Origin of the sequence: Alkalihalobacillus sp. BA299 (assembly GCF_017745675.1) — a bacterium.
Taxonomy (GTDB): Bacteria; Bacillota; Bacilli; order Bacillales; family Bacillaceae_F; genus Alkalihalobacterium.
Genome location: NZ_JAFLJM010000019.1, coordinates 1 through 15867, shown reverse-complemented (window position 1 = coordinate 15867; position 15867 = coordinate 1). Strand labels below are relative to the sequence as shown.

General features: G+C 39.0%; 14 protein-coding genes and 1 pseudogene. 1 reads left to right on the top strand and 14 read right to left on the bottom strand.

Features of this window, described 5'->3' with window-relative positions; genetic code table 11:
• Window positions 1-93: 93 nt before the first annotated feature.
• From gpmI to rpoN, 7 genes are all read right to left on the bottom strand, one after another.
• A complete protein-coding gene (gene gpmI / locus J0N78_RS20465) occupies window positions 94-1626 on the bottom strand; it encodes a 2,3-bisphosphoglycerate-independent phosphoglycerate mutase (protein ID WP_209124989.1) in 1533 nt (510 codons plus the stop codon).
• A complete protein-coding gene (gene tpiA, locus J0N78_RS20460; protein ID WP_209124988.1) occupies window positions 1623-2378 on the bottom strand; it encodes a triose-phosphate isomerase in 756 nt (251 codons plus the stop codon). The genes gpmI and tpiA overlap by 4 nt, the downstream gene beginning before the upstream one ends.
• Before the next feature lie 19 nt (window positions 2379-2397).
• Window positions 2398-3582, bottom strand: a complete 1185-nt coding sequence (locus J0N78_RS20455; RefSeq protein ID WP_209124987.1) for a phosphoglycerate kinase — start codon at window positions 3580-3582, stop codon at window positions 2398-2400.
• A gap of 108 nt (window positions 3583-3690) precedes the next feature.
• Window positions 3691-4698, bottom strand: coding sequence for a type I glyceraldehyde-3-phosphate dehydrogenase (gene gap, locus J0N78_RS20450; protein ID WP_209124986.1), 1008 nt, complete (start codon window positions 4696-4698; stop codon window positions 3691-3693).
• A gap of 211 nt (window positions 4699-4909) precedes the next feature.
• Window positions 4910-5923 carry a sugar-binding transcriptional regulator gene (locus J0N78_RS20445; RefSeq protein WP_209124985.1) on the bottom strand — a complete coding sequence of 338 codons (1014 nt, stop codon included), beginning with the start codon at window positions 5921-5923 and terminating at the stop codon, window positions 4910-4912.
• A 151-nt stretch (window positions 5924-6074) separates the two neighbouring features.
• Window positions 6075-6326 carry a glutaredoxin family protein gene (locus J0N78_RS20440; protein ID WP_209124984.1) on the bottom strand — a complete coding sequence of 84 codons (252 nt, stop codon included), beginning with the start codon at window positions 6324-6326 and terminating at the stop codon, window positions 6075-6077.
• Window positions 6327-6337: 11 nt separating this feature from the next.
• Complete coding sequence (gene rpoN / locus J0N78_RS20435; protein ID WP_247747455.1) at window positions 6338-7681, bottom strand: RNA polymerase factor sigma-54; 1344 nt, start codon at window positions 7679-7681, stop codon at window positions 6338-6340.
• 403 nt (window positions 7682-8084) lie between these two features.
• On the opposite strand from rpoN, the pseudogene clpP reads away from it, so the two are divergent.
• Window positions 8085-8684: pseudogene (clpP, locus tag J0N78_RS20430) on the top strand (ATP-dependent Clp endopeptidase proteolytic subunit ClpP); the annotation flags it as partial.
• A gap of 524 nt (window positions 8685-9208) precedes the next feature.
• On the opposite strand, the gene J0N78_RS20425 reads toward clpP, so the two are convergent.
• The 7 genes from J0N78_RS20425 to J0N78_RS20395 all read right to left on the bottom strand — a co-directional run bounded on the left by J0N78_RS20425 (window position 9209) and on the right by J0N78_RS20395 (window position 15554).
• Window positions 9209-9466, bottom strand: a complete 258-nt coding sequence (locus J0N78_RS20425; protein WP_209124982.1) for an HPr family phosphocarrier protein — start codon at window positions 9464-9466, stop codon at window positions 9209-9211.
• 93 nt (window positions 9467-9559) lie between these two features.
• A complete protein-coding gene (whiA, locus tag J0N78_RS20420; RefSeq protein ID WP_209124981.1) occupies window positions 9560-10513 on the bottom strand; it encodes a DNA-binding protein WhiA in 954 nt (317 codons plus the stop codon).
• A 28-nt stretch (window positions 10514-10541) separates the two neighbouring features.
• The gene (locus J0N78_RS20415; protein ID WP_209124980.1) at window positions 10542-11486 is read right to left on the bottom strand and encodes a gluconeogenesis factor YvcK family protein; all 945 of its coding nucleotides are present in this window, start codon (window positions 11484-11486) and stop codon (window positions 10542-10544) included.
• Entirely contained in the window at window positions 11486-12379 is an 894-nt protein-coding gene (rapZ, locus tag J0N78_RS20410; RefSeq protein WP_209124979.1) for an RNase adapter RapZ, read from the bottom strand. Before rapZ ends, J0N78_RS20415 begins: the two co-directional genes overlap by 1 nt.
• Window positions 12380-12459: 80 nt before the next feature.
• Window positions 12460-12924, bottom strand: coding sequence for an NUDIX hydrolase (locus J0N78_RS20405; protein WP_209124978.1), 465 nt, complete (start codon window positions 12922-12924; stop codon window positions 12460-12462).
• Window positions 12925-13397: 473 nt separating this feature from the next.
• Window positions 13398-14345: a thioredoxin-disulfide reductase gene (gene trxB, locus J0N78_RS20400; RefSeq protein WP_209124977.1), complete on the bottom strand. Its 948-nt coding sequence runs from the start codon at window positions 14343-14345 to the stop codon at window positions 13398-13400.
• 168 nt (window positions 14346-14513) lie between these two features.
• Complete coding sequence (locus J0N78_RS20395; RefSeq protein ID WP_209124976.1) at window positions 14514-15554, bottom strand: tetratricopeptide repeat protein; 1041 nt, start codon at window positions 15552-15554, stop codon at window positions 14514-14516.
• Window positions 15555-15867: the final 313 nt, after the last annotated feature.

Genomic DNA, 15867 nt, shown 5'->3' with positions numbered 1-15867 from the left:
TTTGTATCCGTTTCTAGGATATCCGTTATCGCCTATCAATCATTCGTCATAACGGATTAAAATCCTTTAGCTTTCAAAAAATCTTAACAAAATTTACTTAATTAATGATTTTCCCGTCATTTCTTTCGGCTGTTCTCCACCTAGTAATTGCAGTAGGGTTGGAGAGAGATCCGCTAAAATTCCGTCTTCTCGTAGCTCGATATCATTTTTCGTGACAATGACTGGGACTGGGTTAGTCGTGTGTGCAGTCATTGGGCTTCCTTCGAGTGTTATCACTTCATCGGCATTTCCGTGGTCCGCAGTAATAATCGCATGTCCACCTTTTGCTATAATCGCATCTACCACTTTTCCTAAACATTCGTCTACCGCCTCGATCGCTTTCACAGTCGGCTCGAGCATACCTGAGTGACCAACCATATCAGGGTTAGCGAAGTTTAAAACAATCGCATCGTGTTTGTCTGCTTCGATTTCTTTTAGTAAGGCGTCCGTTACTTCGTAAGCACTCATTTCCGGTTTTAAATCATATGTAGCGACTTTAGGTGAATCAATTAATATTCGTTCTTCACCATCAAATGGTTCTTCTCTTCCACCGCTAAAAAAGAAGGTGACATGCGGGTATTTCTCGGTTTCCGCGATTCGGAGCTGCTTATAACCTTGTTGGGAAAGAGCTTCACCTAGCGTATTATCTAAGTTCGTCGGCTTGAACGCTACAAAACCTTGTACCGTCTCACTAAAGTGAGTCAAGCAAACGTAATGAAGACTTTTCGGGAATGCATCCCCACGGTCAAAGCCTCTAAAATCTTCATTCGTAAACACTTGCGACATTTGAATCGCACGGTCAGGTCGGAAGTTAAAGAAAATTACCGCATCATCATCTTTAATCGTCCCTACTGGTTGGTTATTATCATCAAGGATGACAGATGGAAGGACAAACTCATCATGAATGTCATTTTTATAAGAATCTTCAAGTACTTCGAGAGCACTTTTATACGAAGGGCCTTCCCCATAAACCATCGCACGATAGGATTTTTCAACACGTTCCCATCGTTGATCTCGGTCCATTGCGTAATATCTTCCGTGTACAGTAGCAATTTCTCCGATGCCTAAGTCCTTCATTTTTTCATCAAGGGCACGAACATATACTTCTGCCGTTGTCGGGCCAACGTCACGGCCATCTAAAAACCCGTGAACATACACGCGCTCTAATCCTTTTTCTTTTGCCATTTCAAGTAAGGCGAATAAATGATCAATATGACTGTGAACGCCACCATCTGAAAGCAGTCCATAAATATGTAAGCTACTGTTTTTATCTTTCACATGATCCATCGCCTGTTTGAATGTTTGATTTTCGAAAAAATCACCTTCACGGATGGACAAGTTCACTCTTGTTAAACTTTGATAGACAATTCGTCCGGCCCCGATGTTCAAATGTCCAACTTCAGAGTTTCCCATTTGTCCTTCAGGGAGGCCAACCGCTTCACCTGATGCTTTCAATGTTGCATGCGGATAAGAATTCCAATAGCGGTCAAAGTTTGGCTTTTTGGCATGGGTGACGGCATTCCCTTTCGTTTCGTCTCTTAAGGCAAACCCATCGAGGATTATCATTGCCACCGGTTTCTTACTCATTTTCCTGCCTCCAAAAGCTGTAAAAATGAATCGGCTTCTAAGCTTGCGCCACCGACAAGTGCACCGTCAATGTCACTTTGGCCAAGATACTCAGCAATATTTGCAGGTTTTACACTTCCACCGTATTGAATGCGTACTGCATCGGCAACTTCTTGAGAATACATTTCAGCAACAACCGTACGGATATGCGCGCACGTTTCGTTTGCTTCTTGTGCAGAAGATGATTTACCTGTACCAATCGCCCAAATCGGTTCATAAGCGACGACAACTTGCTTCACTTGCTCTTCAGAAAGTCCAGCAAGTCCTTTTTTTACTTGGTCACCAACGAGGTCATTCGTTTGTCCTGCTTCACGTTGACCTAAAGTTTCTCCGCAGCACATAATTGGAATTAAACGATGTGAAAAAGCAGCTTGTACTTTTTGATTCACCGTCTCATCCGTTTCATTGAACATTTCACGACGCTCAGAATGTCCGATGATCACATAGTTCACGCCTAAGTCTGAAAGAGCAACAGGGCTGATTTCACCTGTAAATGCACCACTTTCTTCAAAGTGCATATTTTGTGCTCCTACTTTCAGGTCTGTTCCTTCTACACTTTTTACGAGTGCATCTAAGAATAATGCAGGTGCACATACAACTGCATCTACTTGTTCATTTGACGGTACGTTTCCTTTCACTTGATCCACGAATTCCACCGCTTCACCAAGTGTTTTATTCATTTTCCAGTTTCCTGCAATAATTGGTTTACGCAATATGAACATCCTTTCCTGATTACTTATCGTTTAAAGCAACTACTCCTGGAAGCTCTTTACCTTCCATAAATTCAAGAGACGCGCCTCCGCCTGTAGAAATGTGACTCATACTTTCTGCTAAATCAAACTTTTCTACTGCAGCAGCAGAATCTCCACCACCGATTACTGTAAATGTCTCACTAGCATCTGCAAGTGCAACCGCTACAGTTTTCGTACCATTCGCAAATGCATCAAATTCAAATACTCCCATTGGGCCATTCCAAATGACGAGCTTTGAATCTAAAATAACGTTACGGTACGTATCAACTGTTTTCGGTCCAATATCAAGACCTTCCCAATCGGCCGGAATGCTATCAATATCAACGACTTGTGTTGTTGCATCTTTAGAAAATTCATTGGCAACAACTACATCTTCTGGCATATATAATTTAACGCCTTTTTGTTCTGCTTTTTCCATAAACTGTTTTGCTAAATCGATTTTATCGGCTTCAAGTAATGATTTACCGATTTCATAGCCTTTTGCTTTTACGAAAGTATAGGCAAGACCGCCACCAATAATTAAATTGTCTACTTTTTCTAGAAGGTTTTCGATAACACCGATCTTATCTTTGACTTTCGCACCACCAATAATCGCTGTGAACGGGCGGTCTGGATTAGATAACGCTTTTCCTAACACTTCAAGCTCTTTTTCCATGAGAAAACCAGCTACAGCTGGGATATGATGTGCGATTCCTTCTGTTGAAGCATGCGCACGGTGAGCGGCTCCAAACGCATCATTAACATAAAGGTCTGCAAGCGCTGCAAATTGTTGTGCTAATTCTGGAGCATTTTTCTCTTCACCTGGATAAAAACGAACGTTTTCTAGTAAAAGAACGTCCCCATCTGCTAGGCCTGAGATGGCTTGATCAACTTCAGGACCAAATGCTTCATCCGTTTTTGTTACTTCTTTTTGTAGTAAATCGCTTAGACGTTTTGCTACTGGGTCGAGACGTAACTCTTCGACAACTTGTCCTTTTGGACGACCAAGGTGACTTGCTAAAATTACTTTTGCCCCTTGTTCCACTAAATACTGGATCGTTGGCAAAGCAGCACGAATCCGCGTGTCATCTGTAACTTCCCCGTTATTCATTGGGACGTTAAAATCGACACGACAAAACACTTTCTTTCCTGTTAATTCAACATCGCGAATTGACTTCTTATTCACTGCGTAAACCCCCTCATTTGAATTCAACATTTGAGAAAAATTTAGAAAAAGGGAGAAAGAACTGCTGGTGCCTTTCCCCTCCCTTACCAAAACTTTCACTATAAAAGATTATAGTCCTTGCTTTGCCATATATTCAACTAAATCTACAACTCGATGTGAATATCCTGACTCGTTATCATACCAAGAGATGATTTTAACCATGTTTCCTTCCATAACCATTGTAGAAAGAGCATCGATTGTAGACGAGTTAGGATTTCCGTTATAGTCTCCAGATACTAATGGCTCTTCGCTAAAACCTAAAATTCCTTTTAATTCACCTTCTGCTGCTTCTTTAAGTGCGTTGTTTACATCTTCTGCTGTTACTTCTTTATCAAGTTCTGCTACTAAGTCTACTAAAGAAACGTTTGGAGTAGGTACACGCATTGCACCACCATTTAATTTACCTTTTAACTCAGGTAATACTAGTGCTACTGCTTTTGCAGCACCCGTTGTTGTCGGGATGATGTTTTCAGCTGCTGCACGTGCACGACGGTAGTCTTTATGTGGTAGGTCTAGGATTTGTTGGTCGTTTGTGTAAGAGTGAACTGTCGTCATCATTCCACGACGGATACCAAACTTATCGTTTAATACTTTTGCAAATGGAGCTAAACAGTTTGTTGTACAAGATGCGTTTGAAATAACATGGTGGCTAGCTGGATCATATTTGTCATGGTTAACACCCATAACTACTGTAATATCTTCGTTGTTAGCTGGAGCTGAGATAATAACCTTCTTTGCACCTGCTTCAATATGTTTTGCTGCGTCATCACGGTTTGTGAAACGTCCAGTTGACTCAACAACTACTTCTACTCCTAGATTACCCCAAGGTAATTGAGCAGGGTCACGCTCAGCAATTACTTTAATTTCTTGACCATTAACAACTAAGCTATCACCGTTAACTGTTACTTCAGCATCAAGCTGTCCATGAACAGTGTCATATTTTAAAAGGTGTGCAAGCATGTTAGCATCAGTTAAATCGTTAATTGCTACTACCTGTACGTTAGGGTTTTTAAGTGCTGCACGGAAAACTACTCGACCAATACGTCCAAATCCATTAATTCCTACTTTTGTTGCCATAATAAAATTCCTCCTTAGTAAATAAAAGCATTAAACGATGAGGTGAGCCCTTTCCCACATTAATTAAGTAAAGGTGCCTGACACCATGATCACCGTTGTATTATGAAAAGGGACAAACCCTTTTTTTAAAACTTTATTCATCTGCTACATTACATACATCAGGCACTCATACTTTAACACTGCAAATCAACAAAGGTGCCTGACACCAAAACTATAACATTTGTCTTGCTGCGCCTTCGTCTGTAATCAGGACGCTGCTTTTACGATTTCTTAAATAGGCTGAGATGGCTGCACTTTTTGAGGCACCACCTGCAATGGCAATGACTTGCTTATTTTCATCTAAGTGTTCGAGTTGAAGACCTATAGTTCGTTCCCTGTGAATAATATTTCCTAAATGGTCGAAATAATAACCAAATGCTTCAGCAACTGCCTCATGTATGGATAGCTTATGCAAAAATTCTTCAGAGGCCCCTCTTCGTACAGCCATCGCTTTCGCTTCACCAATTCCATGAAGAATGACAGAGGCTGAGGTAATTGTATCCAAAACACTTTGCACTGACGGTTCTGCGATTAATGAAGTATACGTTTCTTCACTTAATTGATCAGGAACGTGTAATAATCGATACGAAGAGCCTGTTTGCCTTGCCATTTGTGCACTAATCGTATTTGCCTGATTTTCCACTCTTTCCCCGATCCCGCCTCTTGCTGGGACAAACAATAAATCATCTCGCTGAAAATCTGAACCCATCATTTCAGCAACTGCCGCTATCGTCGTACCGCCTGTAACAGCTATTGTCGTATGACTGGCTATGTGCCGCTTCAAATATTGAACACAAGCACGGCCCATTTCTTTTTTTACCCAATCAAACTCATCACTATCACCAGGAACAACAATAACATTTTTTAGGTGGTACTCATGCCCAAGCTGTTCCTCTAGAGCCTTCAATCCTAGTAGCTCTTTCATCATGCCTTCAAGCTTCAGCAATAAATCCTTACCTTCATTCGTTAGACTCATTCCTGCACTCGCGACGTGGATTAAGCGTTGGTCTTTTAAAAATGTTACTTCACTTCGTAAGATTCTCTCGCTAATGTCCATACTAGAAGAGAGGCTTCTTCGTCCGATCGGTTCCATCAAACGAATATACTGGAGTATTCTATAACGCTTCAACAAAACATCAAGTAAATCAGGAACAAGCTTTTGTTGAATGTCAAAAAGATCCCTCATCCTTATTCTCCTTCTATTGTTATACATCCCCTATAATTGGGACTGTATACGTCCCTACGTGACAAAAAATGTCCCGTTTTGTGTAAAAAAAAGACCAAATCCTTTTGCACTTCTATTGTAACAAGGAAATGATCTTAACTTCAAGTCAATTTTATCGACAAACTGAAAGTAAACGTTTTCTTATTTTATCTTCAGATAAAATTCCGAAATCAACCTCTTCGCCATCGATTGAAACAACAGGGATCATTACTTGATATTTTTCAAGTAACACATCATCTTTATAAATATCAACCATTTCAATTTCAAATGGTATATCCTCCTGAACCATTTTTAATACGGTTAATCCATTGTCACATAAGGAGCAATTTTCTTTCGTAAAAAACGTTACCTTTAGTTTATCCATAACAACCCCCACTATTCAAATCGTTTTCGTTTCGATGATGACGGAATGTTCATCTCATCACGATACTTCGCAACTGCTCTACGAGAAAGTTCAATGTTATGCTGCGACTTTAATGCATCAACAATTTTTTGATCAGATAAAGGTTTCCGTTTATCTTCTTTTTCAATTAATGATTTTATCACTTCTTTTGCATAAGATGAAGAAGTTTCACCGGCGTTTCCATTCGAAAGAGCAGTCGTAAAGAAATATTTTAGCTCAAATAACCCACGTGGAGATTGTAAATATTTATTCGTTGTCACCCGACTCACGGTCGATTCATGGACATCGATTTCATCAGCAATTTGTCTTAATGTTAACGGTCTTAGTGCTTCTGCTCCTTTGTAAAAAAACTCTTTCTGATGACGAACAATCGCTTCGGTCACTTGATATAACGTTACTTGCCGTTGCTTAATATTTTTTAATAACCATTGCACTTGATCATACTTCTTTCGAATATATTCATTTGCCTCTGAGCTCTTATCGTGTAAAAGAGATTGATATTGTTTGTTTAACTGTATTCTTGGGAGCAATTCATCATTGACGAGTACGACTAGCTCACCTTCCATTTCCTCTACCGTAACATCCGCTTGAATATATTTTGGGAGATCATCTGTGTAGTTCACACCTGGTCTCGGCTGCAACGTTTGGATTAAATCATACACTTGTTGGATTTCTTGAAGCGTAACTGATAACTCTTTTGAAAGTTCTTTCCAGCGCTTCGCAGCAAGCATTTCCATATAGTTTTCAATGATCATCTCCGCAAGATGATTTCGCTCTTTTCTTTTCGCCAATTGTAATAAAAGGCATTCTTGAAGGTTTCTAGCTCCAACTCCTGTCGGTTCCATATTTTGTAAAATCATAAGGAGAATTTCGCCTTCGTCTTCTGATATTTTTAATTCTTTCACCATTTCCTCAACAGGCTCGCTCAAGTAACCATCTTCATTCACATGAAGAATAAAATAACGCAGCGCTTCGTGACTACACTCGTTTAAATCTAAAAACCTCCCTTGATAGAGTAAATGATCGTGCAAATTATAACGGTCACTGCTGACGAAATCGAGCGGTGAAACCTCTTGTTCCCTATATCCACTCTCCCATTGCCGGTCGTCTATATCTTCTCTCTGCTTCTCTTTTTTCATTAGATCAACCTGGAAGTTTTCCTCTAACTCAATGAGCGGATTTTCCAATGCTTGCTCTTGAATATACTCCGTCAGCTCAGTCATTGAATATTGCAGGAGTGAGATTGCTTGCCGAAGTTCTTTGGTCATATATAATCCTGTCGTTTGTTGTTGAAAAAGACCAACATCCATTCTCATAACTACTCTCCCCTTATTTGCATCAATAGATTTTTATCATTAGGTGCTTAAAATTTTCATTGCTCAGGTGCTTACGTTACTGAAAGCGCTTTCTTGTTAGTGTATACGTCAAAACTGCTTCTATCATTTCTACATTTTATAGTCTCTTATTATAGTTTATGAACAGTTTTCATTTCTGTAAAGAGAAAATGTTAGCCAATATTACAAATAAAGTTTGTTTTTTTTTATTTTCGGCTATGATGAAAGAGGGATGAAAATAAAAAAGGAGAAATAGTATATATAAAGAAGAGTTATCATTTGACCTTAATTGACCTTTTGAGTATCATGTACATAAGTAAAGCTGACTTTGAACATCCATGGCAAATGGGACTACTTCGAAATCTAACTAAATCACAAGGAGGATAAAAATATGAATTTAATTCCTACAGTTATTGAACAAACAAATCGTGGTGAGCGTGCATACGATATTTATTCACGTCTATTAAAAGATCGTATAATTATGCTTGGAAGTGGCATCGATGACAATGTTGCAAATTCGATTGTTGCACAATTACTTTTCTTACAAGCCGAAGATCCTGAAAAAGATATTTCACTATATATAAATAGCCCAGGTGGTTCTATCACAGCCGGTATGGCAATTTATGATACAATGAACTACATTAAGCCTCAAGTATCTACGATTTGTATCGGTATGGCTGCATCAATGGGTGCATTTTTACTCGCTGCTGGCGAAAAAGGTAAACGCTTTGCGTTACCTAATAGTGAAGTCATGATTCACCAACCACTTGGCGGTACTCGCGGTCAAGCATCTGATATTGAAATTCATGCAAAACGTATTATTGAAATGCGCGAACACTTAAATAAAATCTTAGCTGAACGCACAGGTCAACCACTAGAAGTCATCGCCAAAGATACAGACCGTGATAATTTCATGACGGCTGAAAAAGCTAAAGAATACGGCCTTATTGATACCGTCATCTCATCGCCAAACGCGACAAAATAATTGACGCTTTAAGCTGGTGATGTTAGTGTGTGTTGCTGAATAGGCATATTTGTTAGGCAGAAAAGCCCCCATTTCACTTCGGATGGGGGCCTTCTTTTATGGAAAGAGGACTAAGGAGACACTTTTAGATAGAGCGCCCCTAAAATATCTTCAAACTAACGCGCACCATTTTGGTCAAATTTCAAGGATATGGTCCAGATTTCAAATATATCGTCTAGAAGCTCAGTTTTATGATCCAGATTTTAAATATATTGTCCAGTTTCCAGGTTTTATTGTCCAAACTGTGTCCAACTTGTGTCCAAGCCTCTGAGAAAGTTTAAAAGCTTTTTCACTAATAGGCCTACTCTAATTTGAAGGCTCTTTTCTAAAAGATTGTTGCTTTTAGCTATTGGACTGTTAACCAAGCGAAAGCTTGGTTAACGGTCCAATAGCAACAAAGTTTACGAAAATAGCTAATTTGAAACATCACGAAAACAGCCCAAATAAAAACTGAGCTGGACTACTGTCTTCGCTCAGTTTTCGTATTAATCTTCATTTTGTACGAAGGCTTCAAGTGCAGCGATCGCTTCTTCTTCATCTCTGCCGTCGACAATTACATTGATGGTAACACCTTTACCGATGGCAAGACTCATAATACCCATGATACTTTTTGCATTTACTTTTTTGTTATCCTTCTCAATAAAAATATCGGAAGAATAACGATTAGCCTCTTGGACAAAAAGTGCAGCTGGTCTTGCTTGAAGACCTGTTTTTAATTTTACTTCTAATTGTTTTTCAATCACGTGAACTACCTCCATTTCTATGCACAAATGTATTATTTATCTTTTCGGTCCTACATGTTTGGTTTGTTCATCATTAGTGAACAAAGACACGCGTTAGAATCCTGTTAACTGTTCACCTGAGCGAATCCGTTCCGCTAATTCATCTATTTTACGAAGACGATGATTGACTCCAGATTTACTAACTTTTCCGGTAGACACCATTTCTCCTAACTCTTTTAAAGTCACATCCTGATGCTTTACCCGCAGTTCAGCAATTTCCCTAAGCTTTCCTGGCAAATTAACTAAACCGATTTCACGATCAACCAAGCGAATATTCTCCACTTGTCTTAAAGCGGCTCCTACCGTTTTATTCAAGTTCGCTGTTTCACAATTGACGAGTCGGTTCACTGAGTTTCTCATATCCTTCATGATCCGAACATCTTCAAAATAAAGTAACGCTTGATGGGCACCAATAATATTTAGGAATTCTGTAATTTTTTCACTTTCCTTAATATACGTAATAAACCCCTTTTTCCGTTCCAATGTTTTCGCATTCAAACCAAAGGAATTCATTAATTCACATAATGATTCATTATGCTCTTCATAAAGTGAAAAAATTTCTAAATGGTACGAAGAAGTTTCAGGGTGGTTAATCGATCCCCCTGCTAGAAATGCTCCCCTCAAATAACCACGACGGCAGCAATGCTTCTTTATGATACTAGGAGAAATTGTTCGGATAAAAGTAAACCCTTCCCCTATAATACCTAAATTTTCAAGAGTTTGCCTTGCTTCTTGTGAAATTCTCACTAAATAGACATTATTTTTTTTCAAGCGCATCTTTTTTCGAACGAGTAACTCCATATGAGTTTGCGGAAATAGCTTTTTTACTAGTGTATAGATTCTTCTCGCAATTGCGGCATTCTCTGTCGTAATATCTAACATAAATTTTTGATTGCTAACGGCAAGAGAACCATTCATTCGAATAAGAGCGGTTAACTCAGCTTTTGCACAACATTCATTTCCTTCTAATTGAGTGAGTTCTTTTTTCGTAGTTGCAGCAAATGACAACAGTCTCACCCCCATATCACCATCTACACTATGTTAGCTGTAAAATCATTTGAGCTACTTTATTTGCATCATGTCTTATTAGTTTATCATTATATTGTAAAAATGACTCATTCACTATACGTATCCCGTACATTTGCAGTTCGTCTTTATCGAACTCGACAGGCTCTGCCCCTTCTTCTGCATACCGGGATATGATATTTTGAGGGATTTTTTGTTGGTTCACAACAATATAATCTAAAAGCTGATTACCACAATGATCGACGATCGCTTTCACATGATCAGATGCTTTGTATCGATCGGTCTCTCCTGGTTGAGTCATCACATTACAAATATATATTTTTTTAGCGCTTGCTTTTTTCACTTCCTCAGCAATACCAGGTACGAGTAAATTCGGAAGTACGCTTGTATAAAGACTACCCGGGCCGATGATGATGATGTCAGCCGCTTGTATTGCATCAATACTTTCCCGAAGTGGCGATACATTATCAGGTGTCAAAAATACTTCCTTAATCTGTTTACCTACTTGCGGAATTTTCGATTCTCCACTCACGACCGTACCATCACACATTTTAGCATGTAGGACGATACTTTGATTCGCTGCAGGATACACTTTTCCTCTCACATTTAAAACTTTACTAAGCTCACTAATTCCCCTAGCAAAATCCCCTGTTAACGAGGTCATGCCCGCAAGAAGTAAATTCCCTAATGAATGGCCACTAAGTCCCTCTCCATTTTGAAAACGATGTTGAAATAATTGTTCGACTAATGGCTCTACTTCCGCTAATGCGACGAGCACATTTCGTACATCTCCAGGTGGTGGAATGTCTAACTCTTTACGTAATCGCCCTGAACTACCCCCATCATCAGCAACGGTTACGATCGCTGTAATATCCACTGGAAACGTTTTTAAGCCTCGTAATAGAACGGATAAGCCTGTTCCTCCCCCGATGACAACGACCTTTTTCTTTTTCACTAGTGTCTATCCTTTCCTTTTTCAATATCTCGATGACTTACATGGACGACATACTCATTTGAAAAGTATTCCCCAAAATACTCTGCTAACGTCACTGAACGGTGTTTTCCACCTGTACAACCAATTCCGACGACCAATTGACTCTTTCCTTCACGTTTATACTGGGGAAGCATATAGATGAGCAGATCACGAAGTTTTTCGATAAACTGCTGCGTTTCAGACCATTTCAAAACATAAGAGGATACTTCCTCATCAAGCCCCGTTTTAGGACGCATATGGTCAATATAGTGAGGGTTAGGTAAAAACCGAACATCAAAAACAAGGTCAGCGTCAATCGGGATCCCATATTTAAATCCAAAGGACATCAAATTCACCGAAAAAAGCGGCTGCTCTTCTGTTGAAAAACGTTGACTGATCTTTTCTCGTAACTGAACCGGTTTTAGATCGGTTGTGTCTATAATTTGTTGTGCTCTTCCTTTTAGTTCTTCAAGCATTTCCCGTTCTGCTTTAATCCCCTCAAGTGGAAGCCCTTTCGGAGCTAACGGGTGTGATCTACGTGTCTCTTTATAACGTTGAACGAGCTTTGCATCTTTTGCATCCAAAAACAAAACTTGTGGATTCAAATGTAAATTCGGCGTATTTCCTAATTTATCAATCACCTCAAAGAAATGGTCAAAAAACTCACGTCCTCTAAGGTCGATTACTAATGCGACTTTGTTCATCTTACCGCCAGAACTTTCAATGAGGTCAATAAATTTAGGAATAAGTGCAGGAGGTAAATTATCGACACAAAAATAACCTAAATCTTCAAAACTTTGAACAGCTACTGTTTTACCGGCTCCTGACATTCCTGTAATAATGACAATTTGTATATCTTCTTTTTGTCCTGTCATATTTATCACCTTTACTTCTTTTAATAGAGTTAGTTCAAAACACCTATTAATAGAGGATTTTAAAATTTAGGAACTTCCATTTATGGTTTGTTCGGTTCCAAGCGGTATGAAAGAAGTTGAAAATCTGGGGTGTAGTGAAACGTCCCGTAAATTGGCTCATCATTATATAATATATGTTCGAAAATGAAACGATCCCCTGCTGCCATAGGTAACGATTTTACTTCGTCTACTTTTTTCCATGCTAATTTGCCTTCAGGAGACTGATTAAGCGGAACCCCTTCAAATTGAGTGGCTTTAAACGTAAATAACATCCATTCTGAAGTAATCGTTTCGCCATCCTTAATGACAATCGTAAAAATGCCATTAATTTTCGGGTCAATTACAGATAACCCCGTCTCTTCACGATATTCGCGTTTAACAGCTTCTAGTACTGACTCACCGGTTTCCATTTTTCCACCAGGAACCACCCACCAGCCACGACGAGGTTTTTGTAACATTAATATCGATTCATCCTTCATGACAATACAATTCGTAACTCTTTGCACACGACTCACCTCACGTTCTCATGACCTAAGTATACTACCAAACGGTTGTACTCACAACGGTTAGATGCTACGAGAAGTAATAGCAATAAAAGATACTTAGTTGAGAAGAAGTGGCATATATAAATTCGTTTCATGTGGAGTGTTAGTAATTAATGAACCTTGTAATAATGTTGACTTATCGTAAGGAGGAGAGCGAAGTCCACTAGACGCTGGGCGCTGAAGCTGGACATCCTCGAAATTTACTCTTCCTTATTCTAAAAAAAAAGGGCACGAACAGATTGTGTTCGTGCTTTCAACGTAATATATAAAAAAGGGGGTCAATTACTTATCTCTATAGTAACCTTTTTATGTTTCATGACTGTTACAAAAGAGTTAAGACGCAGTTACGTTTTGTAAAGAATTTCTGTAGATTGTTTTCGATGTAAACAATCTAGCCCGTTTTACAATTGACTCCCATTGCAAAGTCGTTGAAACTATTTTGCTTTGGCTTTCTCAGCGAGTGACTCAATATAATGTTGAGCACTTTGCGCAGCAATACTTCCATCACCTGTCGCTGTCACAATTTGTCGAAGTGTCTTTTCACGAATATCTCCTGCTGCTAAAATTCCAGGTACCTTCGTCTCCATTTCATCATTTGTTACAATATAACCGTCCTTATTTGTAATACCTAAGTTAAGAACAGAAGCATTTAACGGTAACATCCCGATGTAAATAAATACACCGTCCGTTTTAAATTCACGTTCTTCACCTGTTTCAGTACTTACAAGTGTAACACTGCCAACTTTTCCTTCTGCTTCGTTAATTTCTTTTACCGTATGGTTCCAAATGAAGTCTACTTTTTCGTTATCAAATGCACGTTGCTGAAGAATCTTTTGAGCACGTAATTCATCACGACGATGCACGACCGTTACTTTCGTAGCAAATCGAGTTAAATACACTGCCTCTTCTACAGCCGAGTCTCCTCCACCTACAACGACGAGTTCTTTTCCTTTAAAGAAGGCACCGTCACAAACCGCACAATAAGATACACCACGTCCACTTAACTCTTTTTCACCAGGTACACCTATTTTTTTGTATTCAGCACCTGTTGTAACAATAACAGCTTTTGCTTTAAATTCTTTGCTTCCTGCTTTTACAATTTTATAATCTTCACCGTCAATAATTTCTTTAATGTCACCATACGCATATTCAGCCCCGAATTTTTTCGCATGCTCAAACATTTTATTTGAAAGGTCAGGACCAAGAATATGATCAAACCCTGGATAGTTCTCTACATCTTCCGTGTTGGCCATCTGCCCCCCTGGTACTCCTCTTTCAACCATGACTGTACTTAAATTAGCACGGGATGTGTACACCGCTGCTGTCATACCTGCAGGACCTGCACCAGCAATAACAACATCATAAATTTTCTCTTCACTCATCCATCTCACTCCTTCTGCTTACTATATGAGGGTTTCATTGCTTGCGATATTGCCTTATACTCTTCCCCAAGTAGTATTCCACTTCTTTCTCTATCTATCGTAGTAATATCTTTTTCTTCTGTCCAATAAAATGCTCAAATACCCTTATGCGTATAAAGTGAAGCAGGATTAATTATAACGAACGTTTTCTTTTTTTAGCAAACCGTTTGCATCTTGCGCCAAAAGTTTTTCAGCTTTTTTGTCTCCTAATTTTGCTGCTTTTCGCCAAGAAACGTTTGCTCGTTCGATATCGCCACAATGGAAAGATGCGACTGCAAAACATTGCAGAAATTCAATCGTTTCTTCAAAGTCCTCTTTTTTTAGTAAACGGAGTTGATGAAAGCTTTCTTTAAAAAATTCAATTTTACAGAACGTTTCAGCTAATAAGAAACGCTGGTCGATATTTATTGGACGAACTTTATTTAATAATTGCCCTAACTGTATCATTTCTTCTTTTCTACCTAATTGATAATAAAAAGACGTCAAATGACACAGAGCGGTAAAGTTGCCAGGATCCTTTTCTAACACTTCATAAGTCTGATCAAGTGCAGCTTGATGCTGGCCTTGTAAAAATAATGCTTTGGCTAACTGATTATGTGCAGACCATAAATTAGGTCGATCTTCTATCATTTGTTTTAACTGTTCGATTGCAAGATCATAATGACCTCGAGCAATATGAGCCTGGGCATTTGCATGACGAACGATGAGTAGCTCTTCCTCATCTAGTTTACCCTCATCCGAAGATTCATCTCTTTCAAAGTGTAACAGTTCTAATAAGGACAGTGAATCATCCACAAACTCACCGTCTTCGTTCATTTCAATATAGTGGAATGCCATTTCTTCAGCTAACTCAAATAGTCCAAGATGAGCATAGTTATTGGCCATAAAAAAGTAACACTCATACATAGAAGAATCTAACTCGGTAATCACATGATGCAAAATTTCATTTGAACGTTCGTAATCCCCTTTATCTGCTAATATAGCAGATAATTGACAGTGATATATTGGATCATCAGCCTTTAACTCAATTGCCTTTTCAATGTAAAAAATAGCCCGATCCATTTTATTTTTACGATAAAATGAAATCCCTTTTTGATAAAAATAATCACTGTTTTGAATAAACGGAAGCACTTTCCCTAATGTAACAGCGTTATGACTTTTTGAATTCATGTATATGGTTTTCCTCCAATGTGAAATTTCAACTACTGCAAGTATACTATATTTCTCTTCAATTTCATTAGCAAAATTTCGACAAAGTGAAAATAGAAAAGCGGAAGCGGCCGTTTAGCGACGTACGGACTGGACTGAACCGTAGGAGATAAAGGAAACACGATGAACCTTAGTGAGGCGATGTTGACTTATCGTACGGCGGTGAGGGAAGTCTCGCTAGTCGGTGGCCGCTGTAGCTAGACAATTAGAAAAGCGGAAGGTGGCTGCTTATCGGCGACAAGCGCTGGAGGTCCAGCAATTAGTGTCCTGACTT